The organism is Zunongwangia sp. SCSIO 43204 (assembly GCF_019904275.1).
In the GTDB taxonomy this organism is placed as follows: Bacteria; Bacteroidota; Bacteroidia; order Flavobacteriales; family Flavobacteriaceae; genus Zunongwangia; species Zunongwangia mangrovi.
The window spans coordinates 1,328,108-1,349,149 of record NZ_CP063204.1 but is presented as its reverse complement, the minus strand read 5'-3'; the positions used below and the strand labels follow the sequence as shown (position 1 = coordinate 1,349,149).

Genomic DNA, 21,042 nt, shown 5'->3' with positions numbered 1-21,042 from the left:
TAAAAATTTGGTTAAAAAAATAAATCCTGAATTTCTCCAATTTCAAATTTGGAGCATATCCAGGAGTGCTGTAGTGCGCTTTGCACTTTATCCCTTGGCAGCATTACCTGCCCAGGTTCATTGGGTATAATCTCAGCCCGAAGGGCACCCCTTATGAGATTTGCTGCAAATGTAGAAAGCTTTTTTTGATTATGCACAATTATTGCAATTGATTTAAATGGCTTATTTTTGAGAATCGCGAAAAAGCTATGCAAAACACAAAAAGATCCATCACCCTAAAAGTTGTTGCCGGTTATCTACTTACCGCTGCTTTGGTTGTTGTTGCCGTTTGGTTTATTTATAATCGGGTAGTAATTTTTAGCAATATGGCGCAGAGCAATAGTAGCAACAACGCCCAACTATTTTTGGTAAGTGAAATTACAAGCGATCTTTATGAAACTGAAAATGTTAGCCGTCGCCTAATCCAAACCGGCACTAAAGAAGATATTGTTTTATACCAGGCGCAACTGGATTCGATTAAGATGAATTTGGTTGAATTAGATGAAGCTTATGGAGAAAACAAACTGCATACCGAGCTGGATAGCATCTATAAATTACTAGATCTTAAAACCGAAAACCTCGAAGCCTTAGTAGATCTTCGCGAGCAGGAACGAAACACCAATTATTATAAACAGGTGATGGAGGAGCTTAATCGTGTAAACGAAAGCTTTGAATCTAATCAGGGTTACGACGATCGCTTTAATGACTTAGAGCCTTACCAGAAAAGAGTGCTTGTAAAATGGCTTGAATATGCCCGCGCGGATAATGCACAATCCTTAACCAACCAAACGGCAGATTCGTTGGTGAATTCTGTAAAAAAGGTTTTAAACGATTTTCAAAAAGCCAATCTTAGGTTTAGAAATACGATCATTGAAAAAGAAAATGATCTGCTTGATAACGATATGGTGCTTAACCAGCAACTACGAAAAATCTTAGCCAATATTGAACAGGATGAGAGGGAGGCTTCTTTAGAAAGGACTGAAAAAGCACAACAAACTTTAGAAGATACCGTATCAATAATCATGGTTTCGGGGATTGTTTGCGTAATCGTGATCCTGTTATTTTTAATGCTTATTATTCGAGATGTTGGGCGCAGCCAGCAATACCGAATCGAATTAGAAGAAGCCAAAAATTTTGCCGAAACCTTACTAAAAAGAAGGGAACAACTTATGGCGGCGATCACTCACGATCTTAGATCTCCCTTAAATACGGTGATTGGCTATTCTGAATTGATGAACAAAACTCAACTTGGCAATAAGCAGCGTCACTACCTAAGCCAAATTAATAAATCTTCAGATTTTATTCTTCACTTGGTAAATGATCTTCTGGATTTATCGAAACTTGAAGCCGGAAAAATGTCGGTTGAAAATTTACCTTTCAATCCTAAAAAACTAATTACAGATACCGTACAAAATAATGTCCCTGCTAGTTTAAACAAGGATTTGGAGGTGATTATTGATATTTCTGAAGAAGCCGATGCGCAATATTTAAGTGATCCCTTCAGAATAAAGCAAATTATCGCCAATCTGGTAACCAATGCTTTTAAGTTTACTGAAAAAGGGAAAATTATCGTCACTGCTGAAATTCAGCAAAAAATAAAAGAATCTCAAGAATTAATCATCAAGGTAAAAGATACCGGGATAGGTATTTCTAAAGAAAAGCAAGAGATCATTTTTGAAGAATTTAGCCAGGAAAATAGTGGGATCGAGAAAAAATACGGCGGTACCGGGCTTGGACTTACGATTACCAGGAGCCTTACTTCTTTACTGAAAGGTGAAATTAGCCTGCAAAGCGAACAAGGTGAAGGAAGTGAATTTACCATCATCATCCCGGTACAGCAATCTAAAATTAAGAAGAAACCACTTGCAGAGGAAGAAAAAAAACTGACTCAAAAAACATCGAATATCGACTTTGGAAATAAAAAAGTTTTGGTTGTCGATGATGAACCGGCGCAATTAGCACTTACCTTAGAATTTCTAAAAAGCCATAACCTGGAATTCGATACTGCTAAAAATGGTAAAAAAGCAATGGAACTTTTGTACGAAAATCGATATGATCTAATTCTTACCGATATCCAAATGCCGATAATGGATGGTTTTCAGCTAATGAATTCGATCAAAAAAGATGAGAACCTTTATAAAACTCCGGTTATTGCCTTATCGGGACGTACCGATATGAAGGATGAAGTGTATACGCTTACCGGTTTTACCGCGAAACTCACCAAACCTTTTAAACCGAAGGATCTTTTATTAAAAATAAGCGAGGTTTTTAATATCGAGCCAAAAACTAAAGAAAAAGCGCTTGTTTTTAAAGACGATTTTGTACCTCAGCAAAATGAATTTTATAATCTTGAGGACATTTATATGTTTTCTGGCGAAGACAAAGAAGCGATGTTTATTATCATCAAAGCATTCTTAGAAAGTTCAGAAGAAAATATCGAGAAGATAAAATTCCACAAAAACGAAGGTAATTATGAAGCTATTGGCCAGATAGCTCACAAAATGTTACCGATGCTAAAACAAATGAAAATCACCCCTGTGATCCCGGTTTTAGAACGCTTAGAAAAGAAAGCCGAAGTATCTGATATTGAAATTGATCAATTGATCCAGCAATTACAAAGGATATTACAAGAATTGGAATCTGAGGTTACAGTTTGATATCGTACTGTTTTAATTTATTATAAAGCGTTTTACGATCTATAGATAGCATTCTTGCCGCTTTACTTTTATTCCCACCCGTTTTTTCTAAAGCTTCCAGGATCAACTTCTCTTCATTCTTATTTTTGAAAAGTCCGTAATCCTCTTCGCTTTTTTCTGCAGTTGCAATTTCGTGTGGCAAGACTTTCATAGGGATCAATTTATCCTGAGTAAGTAACACGGCACGTTTCACCATATTCTTTAACTCGCGTAAATTCCCTGGCCAGGAGTAGTTTTTAAAAGCTTCAACCGCATCATCGGTAAAGCCAACCACTTCTTTCTCTAATTCGGTATTGGCTTCTTCTAAAAAGTGATCTGCAAAAAGCATAAGATCTTCTTTTCGGTCTTTTAATGAAGGTACTTTTACAGAAAATTCATTTAAACGGTGATAAAGATCTTCTCTAAACTCTCCATCTTTTACAGCTTGAGAAAGATCTTCGTTTGTAGCGGTTACCACACGAATATCAACCTCAATTTCTTTATTACTTCCAACAGGTTTAATTCTGCGTTCCTGCAATGCTCTTAATAGTTGTACCTGCAGTTCGTAGCTTAAATTTCCTATTTCATCTAGAAATAAAGTACCGCCATTGGCCGCTTTAAAATGCCCAGTTTTATCATTAATTGCCCCCGTAAAAGAACCTTTTATATGCCCAAAAAATTCACTGGAAGCAATTTCTTTTGGAATTGCACCACAATCTACCGCGATAAATGGAGCATCTTTACGTTTACTTTGACGGTGAATGCTCTTTGCTACATTTTCTTTACCTGTACCACTTTCACCGGTGATCAAAACCGACATGTTTGTTGGCGCCACAAGTTCGATGTAATCATTGAGTTTTCTGGAGGCATCACTAACTCCTTTTATATACTGCGCGCTATTATCTACCTTCTCTTCCTTAGTCTTAGTTGTTCGCTTTTTTGGAATCTTTTGTTCTACAACTTCAGTATCTAAAGCATTCTCTATAGTTTGCAAAATCGACTCTGGCCTAAAAGGTTTACTCACATAATCAAAAGCACCATCCTTCATTGCCTGAACTGCCATACTAATTTCAGCATAACTTGTCATTACGATAACCTGGGTAGAAGGATTATTAGATTTTACCTCTTTTAAAATATCTAAGCCATCATTATCTGGAAGTCTTACATCGGTAAGAACAAGATTGAATTCAGATTTAGAAATTAATTTTAATGCATCATTACCCGAGAAACAAAGTTCTGCTTCGTAACCTCTTTTAGACAAAAATGTTTTAAGCATGGTACCGAAGGGAACATCGTCTTCTACTATGAGAATCTTTGGCATAATCTAATTTTAATAGAGAGTTCACAAATTTAGGAAACATATACCCAATTACGTAAAAAGAAAATATAAAAAAAGAGGCCATGAAAGACCTCCTTTTAATCTAAATTAGAATATAACCTAAAAGTTTACTCCCATTTTAAACGGGGAATCGGTTAGAAAAAATCGCCAAATTTAATTTGTATTCTTACAGACTTTCCTATTTGTGTTAGTTAGTAGTATTAAGATTGCCCTAAAAATACACACTAACCGATTCGAATCCGTCGCCGCAAAGTTGGAATCTTCGTAACTCGGCATCACTTTAACATCATTATTAATGCTATTTCAATACGCTAATACTAGTTGGCATCAATTACTTCATCTTCCTTTAGCCATTCTCCATCTGCTGTAGCATAAACAGTTTTTACCTCACCATCTACGGCTACGTTTAGTTTGTAAATTTTCTTCTCATTTTCAAGTTTAACCCAAGCTTCAGATGCTACTGCATTAAACTCTGTCATCGTTGCATCTTTAACGGGCTGTGGTAAAGCTAAAATATCGATCATTTCGAAGCCTACCATTTCTGGTGCTACTTCAACTTCTACTTCTTCTTTAGTTTCTTCAACTGGTTCTTCCTGTGCCTGCATGGTCTGAGTGGCAAAAAACAATCCTGCGATTGCCATTACCGAGAAAACTGATTTTTTCATAATAGTTAGTTTTTTATTTTAAAATGTTGGTTTCTTAGTTTCTTATGGTTGATATTGTTAGAGGAAAAACTGTACCTAATGACGAAGAAAACACATAAGTAACTAAAATTCAAAATGTTAAGATGAATATGAAAAATCTGAAATTTGAAAGTTTTGTAGAAATTATGAGGTTTTAAGAAATCATTATGTAGAAATGATGCGCAGCAAGCAATTTTGAAATGTGTGAAAGCCTAAATAGCTTTTTCATTTTATAACACTTCAAAATAATGGTTTTAAAAATTAACACGAATAACAACGAATCTCAAAGCGAAACCACTTTTATAGATTCAAAAAGAAGCAATGGATGGTTTTTCTAAAAAAGAGGCCACCACAGCCTCTTTTAATCCGAAAATCTAAATTATACAACAGCTGTTTACTGCTGTGTTAGTTATTCAAAATCCTTCAATAACCCTAACTACTTTATTATAAGGCAAAATCGTGCCATAACGCCTACAGGCTAAAAACTTACTTAAACCCTTACATTTAAACAAATTGAGCTCAAAAGTGTAGAATATTGAATAATCAAAACTGTAGAATTCTACACATCAAAATTCCACAGGTGTAGAATTTTTACACAGTTTTATTTTAATGGATCTTTTCGATTCTGTTTTTTCTCAGACTGAATCTTCTTCGCTCTCAGCCTTTTTAGTTTAGCCATTTTTCCGGGCTTTGTTCTTTTTCGAACTTTTGGAGCTTTCGTGCCAGATTTGATCATGTCTATAAACTGACCGATCACGGCATCTTTATTTTTATGCTGACTTCTAGAATTACCATTTTGAAGAATAAGAACCTGGTCTTTGGTAATTCTTGTAGAAAATGTTTTTAGCAAGCGCTCTTTTTGAACTTCAGAAAGTACAGAAGATGCTGCTATATCAAAATACAACTCGACTTTAGAAGCTGTTTTGTTAACGTGTTGCCCACCGGGACCACTACTTTTTACAGCTCTAAAGTCGAGTTCTTTTATTAAATCTTCCTGATTAATCATTTAATGGCTGGTGACTCTCTTTTAAAAGATCTGCCACTGTTTTTACCGGATTAAATGTGGTTACAGGTACTTCAACAAAAACAGTATTCCACTTTGCCATGGCACCATTCCATAAACCAGGACGCTCCAGTGCTTTTAGTGGTTTCCCATCTTTGGTTTTATTTGCAATAAAGCTCATGTTTGGATCTACATATTTATCAAGATCGTAAGTGGTTCCATCTACTTTTCTTACACTACAAACAATATCCACAGGGTTAAAATGGGTAGATTCTTTAACGATTTTTACCTGTTCTGGGTTATCATCATCTATTTGAGCTCCTTCTATGATTTGTAGAGAAACTTCTCCTTCTTCATCTTTAACCAAAAACGGACCTCCACCGGGTTCCCCTTCGTTCTTCACCATTCCGCAAATTCTTAGCGGACGATCTAATTTTTCTAATAATTCTGAAGCCGACTCAGATCCTGTTAGAGATTTCACGAAAAGTTCTTCAGCAAGAAATGTTGATGCTTCTTTTACATCCTCATTAGATGGGCTAGACTGAAGTTTCTCAATTAAACCAAAAGCTTTTGCTTTCAATTCTAAAAGTTTACCCGCCAACATTTTCTTGTAATCTACAACATCACCAAGGTTAGACCAGGTTACTACGTTATCGATATTTTTAACGAAGATAAGATCGGCATCCTGTTGATTTAGATTATCGATCAATGCTCCGTGCCCTCCTGGACGAAAGAACATTCCGCCTTCTTCTGTTCTAAAAGGTGCGTTTTCATCGTCTACAGCAATCGTATCGGTTTTTGGATCCTGGTAAGAATAGGTAATTTCGAACTTAGAACCTGTTTTCTCTTCAACTCTACTTTGAACTTTATCGAATTCAGCTTCAAATTTTTCCTTATCACTTTGTCCAACCGTAAAGTGTGATTTTACCACTCCTTTACTTTCAGCATATTTCGCAGCTTCATAAAGATGTTCTTCAAAAGCAGTTACAACAACATTATCATATTTGTGGAATGGCACCAAACCTTTTGGTAGATCGCTCAACCCAAGTCCTTTGGCATAAAGTACATTTTCAGCAATTAACTTTTTTTGCTCATCGTTACTAAGCTCATCAAAATCGCTATTATCTTCTTTTGCCGCAGCGACCGCATCCTTATAAAAAGGAAGCTTTTCTATATGCGTAAAAAATAATTGTAGGCTAGAATCTCCTTTTTGGTCCAGATATTCGCGTAATTCTTTCTCTTTAGGATCAAATTCTGCTACGAAATTATGAAGTGCTTTGAACATTCTTGTTGCTGCTCCAGATGCTGGCACGAATTTTAGCAAATCAAGCCCTTCTTTTTTGTGCTCGAAATCACGAATATATTCAGTTCGTGCTTCATCTGAGATGGCTGAAATTCCATTCCCTATCGTCGCAGCTTCCTGAATATCTACTTTAATATTCCCTCGCTTAAAAATTTCGATCTGTCTATTTACTTCTTCAGTACTTAATCCCTTTTCCTGAATTTGCAGGATGTCTGATTCGTTAAAATTCACGGTTTTAATTAGTTTTTAGTTAGTTGATTAATTGTTGATATTATAATTTGCAGCCGTTCTTATTGACCACTTTTTAATTTCTTATCTACATTATTTGATTTTTTTGAGGAACACTGAAATTTGAAGAACTTTGCTCCTTTTTACTCAGATTTTTTACACCGATAGTAAAATTCTAAGGCTTGTCAATATACGTTAAAAAATAGACTTTTTAGGCCTCTATTAACGCATATTTAATAATTTGAAGATTCCATAAAGGTTTTTAAACAGCTTCTTAACAGCACTTTAGTTGAATAAAAAATCCTATAAGATTTCAACCAATATCACCTAGCCTTAACATAAAATTTAAAGACTTGCGTACCACTTTATCTGGAATGTTGAGTTCGTTAGGAATCAACATGACTTCCTAAATTTCTTTTCCAAACTAAATATCCCTGAATAGCCAAAATTGTAAAAATCACGTATTGCAACGATAGCATTCCTAAACCACGATAGGCGTATAAGGGAACAGTAATAAGATCGGCAAAGATCCAGAGCGTCCAGTTTTCTAACTTCTTAATCGCCATATACCACATCGCAGTGAAAAACACTCCTGAAGTGAAAATATCGATATAATTCGCTGTTTTTATTTCGTAATCGAAAGCACGATATACCGCATAAGTAACGATCATGGTTAACAAAAACATCCCAAAACCAACCAATTTCTCTTTAGTATTTGTTCGTGTAATTGGAACTACCGGCTCGCCATCCTTTTTCCTCGCCCAGTTGATCCAGCCATAAACACTCATTACCGAATAATAGAAATTCATCATCATATCTCCGTAATATTCGGCCTTAAACAATAAGTAAACGGTTATTACAGTTGCAATTAACCCAGTTGGGTACACTAAAATATTCTCTTTTTTGGAGTAATAAACACTTAAGATTCCAAAAATGAATACAATAGCTTCAAGAATAATATTAAATGTGGTTGCTCCCTCGTAGTAATCCAGAAAAAAATCAGAAATCTGCTCCATAATTCTATAAACTGAATGATTTTAAACTTAGATTTTCAGTATAAAATGGCCTACATACAGCAACCTGAAATTCGACAATTTTAAAAGCTTTTTTTATAATTTCTAAAATTGAAGATTTCCCGATCCCGTAAGAATTAGGAATAAAATTGAAATCAAAAACCAGCAGATTATTCTTTACTGAAGTACTCATAAAAACTATTCTATATTCACTATCAAAAATAAGCATAATAAAATCCATTATGGTGCTTATTCCAGACAGAAAATGCGTACTTATTTTACCTCGCTTAAAGATCGATTTTCGGTAATTTCAGCCATGTTTTCATTAGCCCATTGCACCAGGCTTTCTATTTTTGGCAATAAACTTAAACCAAGTTCGGTAAGCGAATATTCTACTTTTGGTGGCACCTGCGGATACACTTTTCTGGTTACCAAACCATCTGCTTCTAACTTTTTTAGAGTTACCGCCAGCATTTTTTGAGACACCGTACCAATCATTTTCTGTAATTCGTTAAATCGAAGCTTATCGTAATTCCCTAAAATCAAAATAACCAGTGTAGACCATTTGTCGCCAAAACGATCTAAGATATTTCTAACCGGGCAACTTTCAGCTTCTGCAAAATTTATTTCATTTTTTTTCATTTTAAAACACTGATTTTCAACATTAATAACTTCAGGGTAACTTATTTCCCTAACCGAAACTTCTTGTTTAAAAGTAGAACAAAGACTACCTTTACTTACCAAAAGTAACTAAATTTCTATTAGTAATTAAACAAAATTGAAATGAAAAAGACATTGATCACCGGTGCAACCGGAAGTTTAGGACAACTTCTTGTAAACGCACTTAAGAGTAAAACTGAAGTAAGTAACATCGCTGTTTTAGTAAGAGATACTGAAAAAGACATCGTAAAAGAATACCAAACTCAAGGTTTGGATATTCGTGTTTCTGATTACGAAAACTTAGACAAACTGACTGCTGCTTTTGAAGGAATAGAGCAGGTATTTTTAATTTCTGGTAACGATCTTGGTGCTCGTTTACAACAACACAAAAATGTGGTTGAAGCTGCTAAAGCTGCAAACGTAAAACACATTTTCTACACCAGTTCAGTTAGAAAAACTGAAAGTAAAGACGCTCCTTTAGATCCAGTTGTAAGCGGACACGCACAAACTGAAGAAGCTATTTTAAATTCTGGCTTAGATTATACAATTTTAAGACATAATCTTTACAGCGAGGTAGTACTCATGTTTATTGGTGATAAAGAGCAATTATTAAAAACCAAATCTGTTTACCTACCCACCGAAAATGGAAAAGTAGCATTTGTTCCAAGAAAAGATTTTGCTGAAGCTGAAGCAAATATTCTTATATCTCCTGAAGATTACACCAATAAGATCTACGAATTTAACGGAAGCCAGCAGGTTTCTTTTGAAGAGATTAGTGAAATACTAACCGAGATTTTAGGTGAAAAGATCGCTTATGTTTCTCCAAAAGTAGATGAATTTGAGTCCCAAATGAAAGCTGCCGGCCTACCAGATCCTATCGTAGGAATGTTAAGCATGTTTAGCCAGGGAGTTGCGAATGGCGAGTTCAACTTCGAAAAAACAGATATCGAAAAAGCACTTGGCAGAAAAACCCAGACTTTAAAAGAATTTTTAGGCGAAGTTTACGCATAGTTAGTATTGAGTATTAAGTAGTGAGATATTAGATTTTAGACAATTTGCTAATGAGTTAATTTGTTGATAAAAAAGCTGAAAGCTTATTACTGAAAGTTGTTAGCTGAAAACTTATCACGATATCTTTTAAATTCTCACTACTCTATACTCACTACTTAATACTAAGTCTCAAATTCCCCATTTTCAAAAGCGGTTCCTATCACTACTAAATCGGCTCCGGCTTTATAAGTTTTTTCTAATTGATTTGTATTTCGAATACCACCGCCAACAATAAGCGGAATATTTAAATCCTTTTTTACCTCAGCGATTACCTCTTCAGAAACCGGGATCGTTGCTCCGCTCCCCGCTTCAAGATAGATCAATTGTTTTCCCATCATTTGTCCGGCTAGTGCAGTGTTTTTAATCAACTCAATTTCACCTTGACCTATAGGCTGCGTTTTACTCACTCTGGCCACCGCACTTTGATTGCCGCCATCCAACAATAAATATCCCGTAGGAATAATTTCCAGATCAGCATTCAGCAATTTTGGCACTGCTTTTATGTGCTGCTCGATAAGATATTCAGGATTTCTACCAGATAGCAAGCTTAGTAACAAAATACCGTCTGCTTTTTCGGTGATCTGCTCTTTATCGCCGGGAAACAGAATCACCGGTAAATCAGTTTTAGCTTTTACAAAGTCTACGCAAACTTCAGATTCTTCCGCAGTAACAGTGCTACCACCAATAAAAATATGAGTAACCGCTTTGGGGAGATTTTCGATAAAATCGGCATAATTTTCCGTAGAAAACTTTTCAGGATCAATTAAAACCGCAAGTAACTTTATATTGTTTTTCGATGCTTGGATGATGGCATCTAAAAGTGTAGGCATCAATTTTAATTTAACAGAAACGTATAAACACAGGTAAATCCTTCAAATTCCAGGAACTCCAGTTCATACTCGGTTTTTTCGCCTTCAAAAGTAACAGTTCCGCTAGTAATGGCATCTTCAAAATCAAAATCTTTAATATAAATATGCTCTAAAAAGCCCAATCCCGGCTGGGCGTGGACTTTATAGATCGATTCTTTGCTTCCCCAAACGATGGTTAATTTCCTGATAATTGCTTCTTCATTTGCCAGCGTGTGATATTCTTTAAGCGGCGTAAATTTATTGGCGATCTTAATGATTTTATCGCGTTGTTTTTCAATATCGATTCCAACCGGGCGATCACTTACAATAATAGCAGTAAAATTAAAAGAGTGAGTGATCGAGATATATTTCTCGTCACGAAGGTGCGGCTTTCCCAAATCATCATACCAAAGATCCTGATCTACATAACCGGCTTCTGCCATTAAATGGCGAATGCTCATAAAACCTCTTCGATGAATTTCAGATTTCATACCAGAGACTCTTGCGCGACAATGTTCTGTAAGCGAAATCCCCTCACAAAGCCACTCAAAAGACTCTTCAACCTTCCAAATGAAGACTTTAGTTCCTTCCCGTGGTGTTATTGTTTTGAAAAGAGGCATGCCAGTTTATTAAATATTAATTACTTTTGCGCTTTAATTACAGATAATCAAATATAATAATATGTCTACGAATACAGTGCCTTATACGGCGTATAAAGTAAAAGATATTTCCCTGGCTGCATGGGGACGTAAGGAGATTGAACTGGCAGAAGCTGAAATGCCGGGACTAATGGCGCTTCGTGAAGAATATAAAGAAGAACAGCCATTAAAAGGTGCTCGCATCGCTGGTTGTTTACATATGACGATTCAAACTGCTGTTCTTATTGAAACATTAGTTGCTCTTGGTGCTGAAGTTACCTGGAGTTCTTGTAATATTTTCTCTACACAAGATCAGGCTGCTGCTGCAATCGCTGAGGCTGGAATCCCTGTGTACGCATGGAAAGGAATGAATGAAGAGGAATTTGACTGGTGTATCGAACAAACACTTTTCTTTGGTGAAGATCGTAAACCACTTAACATGATTTTAGATGATGGTGGAGATCTTACCAATATGGTTTTAGACAAGTATCCAGAACTTGCTAAAGATATTAAAGGACTTTCTGAAGAAACTACTACAGGAGTTCATCGTCTTTACGAGCGTATGAAAAACGGAACACTTCCTATGCCGGCGATAAACGTAAACGACTCGGTTACAAAATCTAAATTCGATAATAAATTTGGATGTCGCGAGAGTGCCGTAGATGCGATTCGTCGTGCTACAGATGTGATGCTTGCCGGTAAACGTGTAGTTGTTTGTGGATACGGTGATGTTGGTAAAGGTACCGCTGCTTCTTTTAAAGGAACCGGTGCGATTATTACTGTTACTGAAATTGATCCCATTTGTGCACTACAGGCTGCAATGGATGGTTTTGAAGTAAAACGTCTTGAAACCGTAGTTGGAAAAGCAGATATCGTGATCACTACTACCGGAAATAAAGACATTGTTCGTGGTGAGCACTTTAAAGCCATGAAAGATAAAACCATAGTATGTAATATTGGGCATTTTGATAATGAAATTGATGTTGCCTGGTTAAACAACAACTACGGTGAAACTAAAGACGAGATCAAACCACAAGTAGATAAGTACACTTTGGATGGCAACGATATTATTCTTCTTGCTGAAGGTCGTTTGGTAAACCTTGGTTGTGCAACAGGTCACCCAAGTTTTGTGATGAGTAACTCATTTACCAACCAAACTTTAGCACAAATCGAACTTTGGAATAACACTGATAAGTATGAAAACAAAGTTTATATGCTACCTAAGCATTTAGATGAAAAAGTTGCGGCACTACACTTAGAAAAAATTGGTGTAGAATTAACGAAACTTGATGAAGACCAAGCTAAATATATTGGTGTTGAGGTTGAAGGTCCATTTAAACCTGAATATTACAGATACTAATTAGAGACTAGAATTATAAAAAATCCCGCTCATTTCTGAACGGGATTTTTTATTTCTCTTCTATTTCACTCTTTTAAAATATAAAGCAGGCCCATCGCATTCATGAGAACCTCCCTGTAATTCTTTTGATTCTTCATTAAAATACAAATGCTCTTTATCTCTTTCAGGTAAGCATGATTCTACAGTACCGCCACTATTGCTAAAAGTTAGGTAAAACCACAATCGCCCCTGATTATCCTCCTTTAGATCATAAATCCCTTTACCAATGTAGGTTTCTTGATCTATTACCACCTTTTTAAGGAATGTTTGATTTTTATTAAACTTATAAACTTGGGTTGTAGATAATTCTTTCCACTCGCTTACTTCTCCACTAAATCCATTTACAGACTTCGCTAGTCTCCATTCTTGAGGGAACTGATTAATTTTAAAGTTTTTTGTAAAATATTCCGCTTCATCATCATTACTACATGCAGATATGAAAAAAATGAGCACAATCAAAGACAACTTAAAATTCTCCATTTTGAACATGTTTTTAATTAGATACTATAGACAACAAAAGGTTGCGTAATTTTTAGACTAAAGAGTAATTAAATGTTGTAATAAAGTTAACGCCTATTCATTTCGAAATCTCAATTTCTTCAGAAGGCGTTAAAAAGTTTTAAAGCTTCACAATCTAAGGTTAAATCAACTTTTTCGATAAAAAATATCGAATGCGTAATCGTAGTTTAGAAGTTCTAAAATAACAATCTATGAAAAATTTTAAACACCTTTTTTTAGCAGGCTTAACCACAATTACATTAGCCTCTTGTAGTGATGACGATGATGCAATGATCGAAACCGACGATGGAATGGAAGTAGATGCGCCTATGCTTTTTGCTACAACTCATTCTGGAAATATCGCTGGATACAACTTAGATACTGGCGATTCTTATACCGTAAGTTCTGATGCTAACGATGCAGAAGGAATTATTTACGACGACGATGCAGATGCCTTGATCGTTGCTTCCAGAGATCCTCTAGAAATTCAGTCTTACAGTGATGTGAGCATGTGGGACGATATGTCTAACGAAGCTATGGCAAACTTTACAAGTTCTAGCGACGTTATGAGTCCGCGTGATATTGCTGTATCAGACGACATGGTTGTGATCGCCGATAATGCCGATACCAACGGTGACGATGACGATACTCCAAACGGACGTTTCTTTATTTATACAAGAACTGCAGACGGGATGACGCTAAGAAATACCGTGATGGTAGATTTTAACGTATGGGGAATCGAATTTGTAGACAACACACTATACGCGGTTGTAGATCAAACTAACATGCTGGCAAGTTTCGATAATTTCCTTTCTAATTCTGGAGACGGAATGGTAGAAGCGACTAAAATGATCGCATTAGAAGGAATTGGAAGAACACACGGATTAGATTATGATGATGGAACAATGATCATGTCTGATATTGGTGAAGCGAGTTCAGATTCTGATGGTGCATTACACGTAATTATGGATTTTGACGATAAATTTAATGATACTGAAGACGGAGCAACGCTTGCTGTAGAAGAGCAGGTAAGAATTGCCGGAGCAAGTACGATGCTTGGTATTCCTGTAAACGTTTCTTATGATGAAGATTCTGGAATGATCTACGTAGCTGAATTAGCTAATGGCGACGGAAGAGTTCTTGCTTTTTCTGATGAAGATTCTGGAGACGCAACTCCTGCCATCAACAATATGTTAAGCGGAGTTTCAGCTGTATATTTTGAAGACTAATATTGTATAATTTCAGTATAAAAAAATCCTCGCAATGCGAGGATTTTTTTGTTTTTATTGGCTCCGCCAAAGGGTAGAATATCCTGAGCCACTTTACTTAACCCCAACCGAATCATAAACCTGCACACGTTTCCACAAATGCTCTGATTCTTCGATGAATTTTAAATGTGCTTTCTCCTTCTGGTATTTATCCTGAATCTCTTTTGAAGGAAAACTAAGTATCAAAGAATAGGTAAATGATCCATCAACAACTTCTCGTGGTGTTCCCGCCGGTTCCCCTATAAATTTAGTCTTTGCATAAAGGCTGTTTTCCATAAATTTATTCAGCGATTTTAGGAAATCGGCTCTATCCTGCTCGCTATCCGGATTATTAAGCCAAAAATAAACCACATGGGTAAAGTTCTTATCGAATTCTGGTGTTGCTTCCTGTGCTTTCATATTACTAAAGTTTAGGCAGAAAAAAAGCCCAAGGCATATTTTAAAAATTGTCTTCATTTTTATCGAATTTCAGTTTGCTTAAAAGTACAATTTTTAAACTTCAAATTAAGAAGCTCAGATCACGCCCGCCAGATACGAATCGAGAATTGGAGACAAGCCTAGAGGAATTAAAAAACTCCATGAGGGATTAGACTGAACTTTAAAATCAAAAAATGCCGGCAAACATAAAGCTTACCGACACTTTTCTTCAGAATCAAACATTTATTCTTCAGCCTTAACCGGCTCTTTTAATCTGCTTAGATCGTGATAAAAGAAATTCTTTTCATCATTATCATTCATAGAAACAAACAAACCATTAGGAAATTTATCACCTAAAGCTGCGGTGGTTACTTCACAACCATCAGTTTCTGTAGTTCCTAAATTTAATGCATACTCAAAACTATTATCTTCTCTACTGAAGAAATTAAAAGTTCCTTCCTGCTGATCTGAAACAATGATCTGTCCTTTTCCGTTTGGATAAATTGAAATAGCGATACCCTCGATATCATCTGTAAAATGCTCACCGCCAAACAAGGCTAATTCTTCATCACCCATCTCTGGCTCGGCATAATATTTTCTAATTCCGTGACCTTCATCAGAGCAGTAAATAAATCCAAGTTCGTCGTCTACTGCAATAGCTTCGATCTCTTTTTTTCCACTGAACATTCCAAATTCACGCACTACTTTTGGTGCTAAGTGATCTCCTGCAGGCTCTAATTCTATTTGATGCAAATAACCTTCTTTAGGACCATTTTTACGACCAACGATCGCATAGGTTTTTCCAGATTTTGGTGATTTATAAATTGAAATTCCCATTGGCAAACTCATTTCATTCTCACGAGTATCCTGAAATACTTTAAAACCACCGTTATCTAAAGGTTTCATATCTGGTACCGAAAAAATTCTAATCTGCTCACGTTCTCTTTCAGTAAAGATCATAATATCGGTTACCGTGCTGTCATTCAATTTTACATCGTACTCAACATCTACATTGTTAGGACGCTTAAAGTTTCTCATGGTTTTAGATTCGATAATCTTTCCATCAAGATCGAAAGCGTAAATTGCGCCATCTGTATCTTTATCTGTTCCAAAAACGATACTTTCTTCAGGGTTTTCGCTGTTTACCCAAATTGCCGGATCATCGGTGTCATGCAATGTTTTTTCTGTAACCACATCTGGAGCGATTTCTGGTAATTGTGTACCACATGAAGCTAAGATTAGGCAAATTAGGATCGATTTTATTTTATTCATTTTATTTTTTTTGAATTTCAAGTACCATCTACAGGCTGGTAAGCCAAGACTTAAAATTGTATGTTTTTAATAATATTTTTTTCTACTGAATTGCTTGCGCTTTAGTACAGATCGTATTTAAGACCAAAAGTTAAACGCTGGCTGTAATACTCTATTTGCATGGTACGATTAGCAACACCCTGGTAATAACGTAATGGCTGATTGGTGATATTGTTAAGATCTGCAAAGATTCTTAAGTTCTTATTGATCGAATAAGACATATTAAAATCTAAGAAGAATTGCTCGTCATAATAACGATCTTCAAAAGCATTACCGCCTAGTTCATCTAAATAAGCATCAGAGAAGTTTGCAGAAAGTCTTGCACTAAAACGCTTATCTGAGTAAGAAAGTGAACCATTAAACATGTTTGGCGAAGAACCCGGTAAAGACAATTCATCCTCTCTTAGATCACCATCTTCGTTTCTAATTCCGTTTGCTTCAGAATGTAAATAGGTGTAATTAAGATAAATTCCGAAGTTTTTAGCGAATCCCGGCAAGAAATTAAGTTGTCTCTGGAAAGAAACCTCAGCACCATAAACGTTGGCTTCATCACCATTTAAAGGTTGAAAAACATCATAACCGGTTGCTTCGTCTTCACTGATATAAGTGTATACAAAATCTTCGATATCTTTATAAAAAACACCTCCCGAAAGAATTCCTACAGAATTGAAATAATACTCTGCCATAAAGTCGAAGTTCATTGAAATTGAAGGATCCAGATCTGTATTTCCAACAGAAATTTCTTCATCTTCGTTATTTACGGCACGGTAAGGCACAAGATCGATATAATTTGGTCTTGCTAAGGTATTGGTCCAGGCAAAACGAAGTATTGTATTATTGTTCACATTATATTTTAAATGAACACTAGGTAAAATATTCGTATAATCACTTTCGTCTGTAACCGGTGTCGCTCCTTCAAAATCTCCATCTTCGTTAAAAATCAACTCATTTCCTAAACTGCTAATATTGGTCGCTTCTAAACGCACACCCGCTAAGATCGAGAAGTTTTTAGATAGGTTTTGGTTTGCCATGATGTAACCCGCATACACATTTTCTTCAGCTTCAAAATTCTCCTGAAGATATTCGTCTGGAAGATCTTCACTACCAAATTGATCTGAATTTAGATCTAAAGAACCTAAATATTCTGGTGAAGTAAAGAAGCCAGGACGGTATTGCTCACCGGCAAGAAAATCGTTTCCATCTTTTCTAATAACATCGGTCTGAGACATATTTTCAAAACCATTTTCTGGTTCATACTCAAAGAAATTATTATCTCTGTTCTTATTTTTAAAACGACCTCTAACTCCAAATTTTACGATTCCAGATCCCTGATTAAAAAAGTCTGCCGGTAACTCGAAATTCGCAAAAACATTGATGTCTTCTTCTTCGGTATATTGATACTCTTCTGTAATCTCTTTTAATTCAAAGTCTGAAGGTGAAGTCGTATTTATTGGCGTTTGTAATGGTTCTTCAGGATTAATCCCGTTATCAACTATGTATTCGGTTTCCCAGCTTATATAACGCTCGTTAGGACGCTCTTCTGAAGCTTTCGCATAAGATCCCATCCAATCGAACTTTAGGTTTCCGAATAAATGATCTCCTCCTAAAGTATAATTTTGCATACGCTGATCTTCCAATCTTCGGTTTTGGATTCTTCCTCCGGGAATACCTCCTTTGGTTTCTCTTTCAGCTTCCGCAGGAAAACGAACTAAATTCCCGTTAGTGATCGTAAAATCTCCCTGGCTGATATCCTCACCATCCAAAATCTCTGAAGCATAAGCAAAGCGATTTTCACGATCGTCACGCCAGTTGTACATCGACTTAAAGTAAAGACTATTGTTATCGTTAAAATCGTAGTTTAAGTTTGCCGAGAAACTTCTTCTAACACGTTGCACTAAGTACTTTCTAATTTCGAAAGCGCTGGCATAAGGATTTAAATCCATCTCCTGCAAAATATCCTCTCCTTCTGCATCCTGCTGGCCGGTGTTATATTCAAATTCGTTAGACCATTCAGCTTCAACATTATCAGATCCAAAATCGTTATCATTAATAGATGCTGAAACCATAAAGCCGAATTTCCCATCTTTAGTACGATCTCCTACAAGAAATGAACCACTAAGAATCCGTTTATCGGTAATAAAGTTGATCCCAGATCCTACAGTGGCCGCAAGTCTAAAATCCTCTGGTGCAGATCTGGTTACCAGGTTTACTGATCCACCAAGTGCATCGGCATCCATATCTGGTGTTACCGCTTTGCTTACTTCGATTGTTTGGATCATATCAGACGGAATAAGATCCATCTGTACATTTCTATTATCCCCTTCAGCCGAAGGTATACGGCTACCATTAAGGGTAACCGAGTTAAGTTGTGGCGCTAAACCTCTTACAATAATATTACGCGCTTCCCCCTGGTCTACCTGCATAGTAATACCTGGGATTCGCTTTACAGCATCACCAATATTAGCATCTGGAAATTTACCAATTTGCTCTGTAGAGACGATATTGGTGATATTTGGCCTGTTTTTTTGTGCGTTTAATGCTCGAGCCTGGGCACTTAAACCACCACCTAATAATTGTACCGTTTCTAGAGTTGTGGTCGAAGAATTTAAAACAAGATCTACATCTAAAGTTTGGTTTGATGTCACCGTAACTTCTTTATTCAAATCTTCATATCCCATATATTTCACCACTAAAGTATAAGTTCCTTCAGGAATTTCTACCAGTGTAAAGTTTCCATCAAAGTCGGTTGTAGTTCCTTTATTGATCTCGGGAATCATCACTTCTGCACCAGGAACATAAATTCCGGTTTCATCTGCAATGTTACCCTTAATTGCACCTGTTTGCGCCTGCGTAAAACTGAAATTTAAAGCTACAAAAAGCGTTACAAGTAAAAGTTTAAAGTAGTTTTTTCGATTCATTATTTTGATTTTAAGAATACTCCAAAACTATATATTACAAGGCTTTACCTCTAAAAAGCTATAGCAACAAAGAGTTAACAAATCATTTTTTAACAGCTACATCAAGGCAACAATTAAGATTTCTTTACATTACAGTAACCTTCTCTAAAAAGAGGCCGATTTTCTTTAAAATTGAAGCATAAAATTCACTAATTCCTGCTTTTGTTCTATAGGCAGTTTTCTTCTTAATCGATAACGCGCTACACGAACACTATCTGGTGTAACTCTTAAAATCGCAGCGATTTCTTTTGAAGATAAATTAAGCCGCAGCAACATTGCCAATCTCAACTCGGTTGAAGATAATTTTGAAGTCGCACGTTTTGACAGCTGTTTTACAAATTGCGGGTGTATTTCCTGGAAGAAACTCATAAACTCATCCCACTCCTGTTCTTCAGCAAGACTTTTATCCAATTCCCTGGCCAGGCTTTTAATTTTAGGAACAGGATCCATCGACGATCTAGAAGCCAGATTTTGTAATGTTGAAGAAGTCTCTGCAATCATCTTGTTCTTTTGCGCCATATTAAGACTGTATTTTGAAAGCGATGCCGTTTTTAACCGAATTTCATCCTGAAGTTTTTTCTCTTCAATTGCCTTTCGATCCAATTCTACTTTTAGCAATTTCTGTTCGTAGGCCTGAAGCTTTGCCGATTCCTGTCGTTTTCTATTATAAAAGAAAAATGAAATCCCACTTAATAATAGTAAAAGTGCAACTCCAAAAATCAATAGATTTTGATTGGCTTCGCTCACTTTATTTTCCTGTTTTAATAAAGCAATCTCAGATTCCTTTTGTTTAGTATCAAAAATGGTTTGTAGCGTATTCAGCTGCCTAAAATTCTGCGAATAAAAGCCCTCTTCCTGCAATTGTTCATATATTAATCGATGATCGTAAGCTTTTTTAAATTCGCCCATTAAAGCATACAATCTCGCCAAATCTTTGTGCGCACTTTCTATTTGATGATGATCCTCGAATAATTCGGCCAGCTTTAAGGCCCTATTTGTATAGATCATCGCATTTTCATAATCGCCGGTTTTACGATAAACATCTGCCAGATTATTTACTACATTAATTCGCGCTTTGTGATTAAGTTCACTAAAAACAGTATTCGATATTGTAAAGAATTTGAGTGCTTTTTCAAACTGCTCCAGATCTTCGTAAACACTTCCAATATTTTCATTCACGATCGCAATTCCCAAACGATCTTTAGCTTCAGTATAAAGCGCTAAACTCTTGTTTTGGTGATCTAAAGCTTTTAAATAATTGCCTTGCTTCTCGTAAGTGGTACCAACAAGGCTTTCGGCCAGGGCAAGTTGCTCTTTTAGATTTTTTTCTTCGGAAATATTTATGCTTTCATTTAGATATTCTCGAGATTTCGCATAATTTTTCAAGTTGATATAAGAAAGACCTATCTTATTTTTAATATCTGCTTCTAGCTTAGGAAAACCATCTTCTATTATTGAAAGCGCCTGATTATACTGCTCGATCGCCTGAGTATTGATTTCGACCGAATGATAATAATCCCCAAGTTGGACATATTTTTTGGCGATTTTCGATTTACTTCCTTCTTCAATGGCTTTATTAAGTTCTCCTTTGTATTCAAAGAACAAGGAATCGTTATACTGAATCGACGCATTTTGACTCAGCATTAGATTAGAGATAAACAGAAAAAAGAGGGAGAGAAGAGCTTTCATAAAACAACTTTAGAAAACCTGAAA

The 21,042-nt window shown here is 36.0% G+C and carries 18 protein-coding genes and 1 riboswitch; of the genes, 4 read left to right on the top strand and 14 right to left on the bottom strand.

Going from position 1 to position 21,042, the window contains the following annotated elements:
- Positions 1 to 73: 73 nt before the first annotated feature.
- Positions 74 to 162, bottom strand: a riboswitch (TPP riboswitch).
- 86 nt (positions 163 to 248) lie between these two features.
- The gene (locus tag INR75_RS06015; protein WP_223091175.1) at positions 249 to 2,696 is read left to right on the top strand and encodes an ATP-binding protein; all 2,448 of its coding nucleotides are present in this window, start codon (positions 249 to 251) and stop codon (positions 2,694 to 2,696) included.
- Here INR75_RS06015 and INR75_RS06010 read toward each other — a convergent pair.
- The 7 genes from INR75_RS06010 to INR75_RS05980 form a co-directional block, all read right to left on the bottom strand.
- Positions 2,686 to 4,035, bottom strand: a complete 1,350-nt coding sequence (locus INR75_RS06010; protein WP_223091174.1) for a sigma-54 dependent transcriptional regulator — start codon at positions 4,033 to 4,035, stop codon at positions 2,686 to 2,688. The genes INR75_RS06015 and INR75_RS06010 overlap by 11 nt on opposite strands.
- A 335-nt stretch (positions 4,036 to 4,370) precedes the next feature.
- Positions 4,371 to 4,718, bottom strand: a complete 348-nt coding sequence (locus tag INR75_RS06005) for a hypothetical protein (RefSeq protein ID WP_223091173.1) — start codon at positions 4,716 to 4,718, stop codon at positions 4,371 to 4,373.
- A gap of 619 nt (positions 4,719 to 5,337) precedes the next feature.
- The gene (gene arfB, locus INR75_RS06000; protein WP_092540092.1) at positions 5,338 to 5,742 is read right to left on the bottom strand and encodes an alternative ribosome rescue aminoacyl-tRNA hydrolase ArfB; all 405 of its coding nucleotides are present in this window, start codon (positions 5,740 to 5,742) and stop codon (positions 5,338 to 5,340) included.
- A complete protein-coding gene (locus INR75_RS05995; RefSeq protein WP_223091172.1) occupies positions 5,735 to 7,273 on the bottom strand; it encodes a DUF4301 family protein in 1,539 nt (512 codons plus the stop codon). Before INR75_RS05995 ends, arfB begins: the two co-directional genes overlap by 8 nt.
- Positions 7,274 to 7,656: 383 nt before the next feature.
- Entirely contained in the window at positions 7,657 to 8,286 is a 630-nt protein-coding gene (gene pnuC, locus INR75_RS05990; protein ID WP_223091171.1) for a nicotinamide riboside transporter PnuC, read from the bottom strand.
- A 4-nt stretch (positions 8,287 to 8,290) separates the two neighbouring features.
- On the bottom strand, positions 8,291 to 8,476 hold the full coding sequence (locus INR75_RS05985; protein WP_223091170.1) for a hypothetical protein: 186 nt from the start codon (positions 8,474 to 8,476) through the stop codon (positions 8,291 to 8,293).
- Positions 8,477 to 8,556: 80 nt separating this feature from the next.
- Complete coding sequence (locus INR75_RS05980; protein ID WP_223091169.1) at positions 8,557 to 8,925, bottom strand: helix-turn-helix domain-containing protein; 369 nt, start codon at positions 8,923 to 8,925, stop codon at positions 8,557 to 8,559.
- Positions 8,926 to 9,066: 141 nt separating this feature from the next.
- Between INR75_RS05980 and INR75_RS05975 the strand changes: the two genes are divergently transcribed.
- Entirely contained in the window at positions 9,067 to 9,954 is an 888-nt protein-coding gene (locus INR75_RS05975) for an SDR family oxidoreductase (protein ID WP_223091168.1), read from the top strand.
- A 161-nt stretch (positions 9,955 to 10,115) separates the two neighbouring features.
- On the opposite strand, the gene INR75_RS05970 is transcribed toward INR75_RS05975, so the two are convergent.
- Together INR75_RS05970 and INR75_RS05965 are read right to left on the bottom strand one after the other, a co-directional pair.
- On the bottom strand, positions 10,116 to 10,823 hold the full coding sequence (locus INR75_RS05970; RefSeq protein ID WP_223091167.1) for a geranylgeranylglyceryl/heptaprenylglyceryl phosphate synthase: 708 nt from the start codon (positions 10,821 to 10,823) through the stop codon (positions 10,116 to 10,118).
- 5 nt (positions 10,824 to 10,828) lie between these two features.
- On the bottom strand, positions 10,829 to 11,461 hold the full coding sequence (locus INR75_RS05965; RefSeq protein WP_084841202.1) for a 4'-phosphopantetheinyl transferase superfamily protein: 633 nt from the start codon (positions 11,459 to 11,461) through the stop codon (positions 10,829 to 10,831).
- Positions 11,462 to 11,522: 61 nt separating this feature from the next.
- Here INR75_RS05965 and ahcY point away from each other — a divergent pair, with 61 nt between their 5' ends.
- Complete coding sequence (gene ahcY, locus INR75_RS05960; RefSeq protein WP_223091166.1) at positions 11,523 to 12,839, top strand: adenosylhomocysteinase; 1,317 nt, start codon at positions 11,523 to 11,525, stop codon at positions 12,837 to 12,839.
- A 60-nt stretch (positions 12,840 to 12,899) separates the two neighbouring features.
- On the opposite strand, the gene INR75_RS05955 is transcribed toward ahcY, so the two are convergent.
- Positions 12,900 to 13,358 carry a hypothetical protein gene (locus INR75_RS05955; protein WP_223091165.1) on the bottom strand — a complete coding sequence of 153 codons (459 nt, stop codon included), beginning with the start codon at positions 13,356 to 13,358 and terminating at the stop codon, positions 12,900 to 12,902.
- A gap of 230 nt (positions 13,359 to 13,588) precedes the next feature.
- Here INR75_RS05955 and INR75_RS05950 point away from each other — a divergent pair, with 230 nt between their 5' ends.
- On the top strand, positions 13,589 to 14,605 hold the full coding sequence (locus INR75_RS05950) for a hypothetical protein (RefSeq protein WP_223091164.1): 1,017 nt from the start codon (positions 13,589 to 13,591) through the stop codon (positions 14,603 to 14,605).
- 93 nt (positions 14,606 to 14,698) lie between these two features.
- Here INR75_RS05950 and INR75_RS05945 read toward each other — a convergent pair whose 3' ends face one another.
- The 4 genes from INR75_RS05945 to INR75_RS05930 form a co-directional block, all read right to left on the bottom strand.
- The gene (locus INR75_RS05945; RefSeq protein ID WP_092540082.1) at positions 14,699 to 15,043 is read right to left on the bottom strand and encodes a Dabb family protein; all 345 of its coding nucleotides are present in this window, start codon (positions 15,041 to 15,043) and stop codon (positions 14,699 to 14,701) included.
- A 261-nt stretch (positions 15,044 to 15,304) separates the two neighbouring features.
- Entirely contained in the window at positions 15,305 to 16,333 is a 1,029-nt protein-coding gene (locus tag INR75_RS05940) for a phytase (RefSeq protein WP_223091163.1), read from the bottom strand.
- A gap of 101 nt (positions 16,334 to 16,434) precedes the next feature.
- Positions 16,435 to 19,290: a TonB-dependent receptor gene (locus INR75_RS05935; protein ID WP_223091162.1), complete on the bottom strand. Its 2,856-nt coding sequence runs from the start codon at positions 19,288 to 19,290 to the stop codon at positions 16,435 to 16,437.
- Positions 19,291 to 19,455: 165 nt separating this feature from the next.
- Entirely contained in the window at positions 19,456 to 21,018 is a 1,563-nt protein-coding gene (locus INR75_RS05930; protein ID WP_223091161.1) for a tetratricopeptide repeat protein, read from the bottom strand.
- Positions 21,019 to 21,042 lie beyond the last annotated feature (24 nt).